This is a genomic window from Glycomyces sp. NPDC021274 (assembly GCF_040641195.1).
Lineage (GTDB): Bacteria > Actinomycetota > Actinomycetes > Mycobacteriales > Micromonosporaceae > Glycomyces.
In genome coordinates this window covers 1-1,047 of record NZ_JBFADC010000136.1, presented here as the reverse complement: position 1 = coordinate 1,047, position 1,047 = coordinate 1, and the positions used below count along the sequence as shown (strand labels likewise).

The 1,047-nt window shown below is 67.4% G+C and carries 1 protein-coding gene; it reads left to right on the top strand.

Annotated elements, in window-relative coordinates:
• Positions 1 to 205: 205 nt before the first annotated feature.
• Entirely contained in the window at positions 206 to 1,018 is an 813-nt protein-coding gene (locus AB0I03_RS27145; protein ID WP_360417507.1) for a hypothetical protein, read from the top strand.
• The last annotated feature ends 29 nt before the right edge of the window (positions 1,019 to 1,047 follow it).

Genomic DNA, 1,047 nt, shown 5'->3' with positions numbered 1-1,047 from the left:
ATCGATGCCTCATAGCGCGTGACGCGTGACGTCAGGCCCCGCTTTCCGTACGGAGAGCGGGGCCTGACGCGTTCATAACAGGGCCGCCAGGCGCGCTGTCGGCGGCCTGCACTACAGTCCCCTGCGAGGTCCGTAGAGGAGATCAAAGGGGGAGCCTCACGTGCGCAGCACACGTATAGCCGCCGCTGTCGCGGCGGGAGTTGTCATGATGGCCGGTCTGACCGCCTGCAACAGCGGTGGAGACAAGAGCAACGGCACCGGCGGTGGCAGCGCCAGCGGTGGCAGCAACGACGCGGCGGGGGCGAAGTCCCCGCTGGACGCCGCGCTGGCCTCGCTGAAGACGGCGTCGCAGCAGACGGGCGACAAGAAGTCCGCGCAGATCGACGGCACGCAGAAGATGGGTCCGACCACGCGCACGATGAAGGGCGCGATGGACTGGTCGAACGGGACCAACATGACCCTCGACATCACCACGACCGGTGGGCCGTTGGCGACCGGCAAGCCCATGAAGGCGCTGTACACGCCCCAGGCGATGTACGTGAACATGGGCATGCCGATGGGCGGCAAGAGCTGGATCAAGTACGACTACGCAGCCCTGGCCAAGCAGGGTGCCGCCGGCGCCCTGATGAAGGACGCCCTGCAGAACAACGACCCGGTCAAGTCGGTGAACCTGCTCATCGCCTCCGGCAAGGTCCAGGAGGCCGGCAAGGAGGACGTCCGCGGCGTTCAGGCGACCCACTACACCGGCAAGGTCGCCGTGGCCGAGATGGCCAAGATGCAGTCCAAGAGCCTCAGCGAGGCCGACCTGAAGGCGCTGGAGGTGCAGCTCAAGAAGGTCGGGGCGACGACGGAGACCATCGACCTGTGGATCGGCCCGGACAACACGCTCGTGAAGAAGCGTGAGCAGATGGACGGCCAGCAGCCCCAGGACTCCACCGTCTTTTACTCGAACTACGGCACCAAGGTCACCGTGACCCCGCCGCCGGCCAGCGAGACCATGGCCGCTCCCGGCACCTGAGGCGCCCGGCCGCGGCGGGGTGTCCCGGA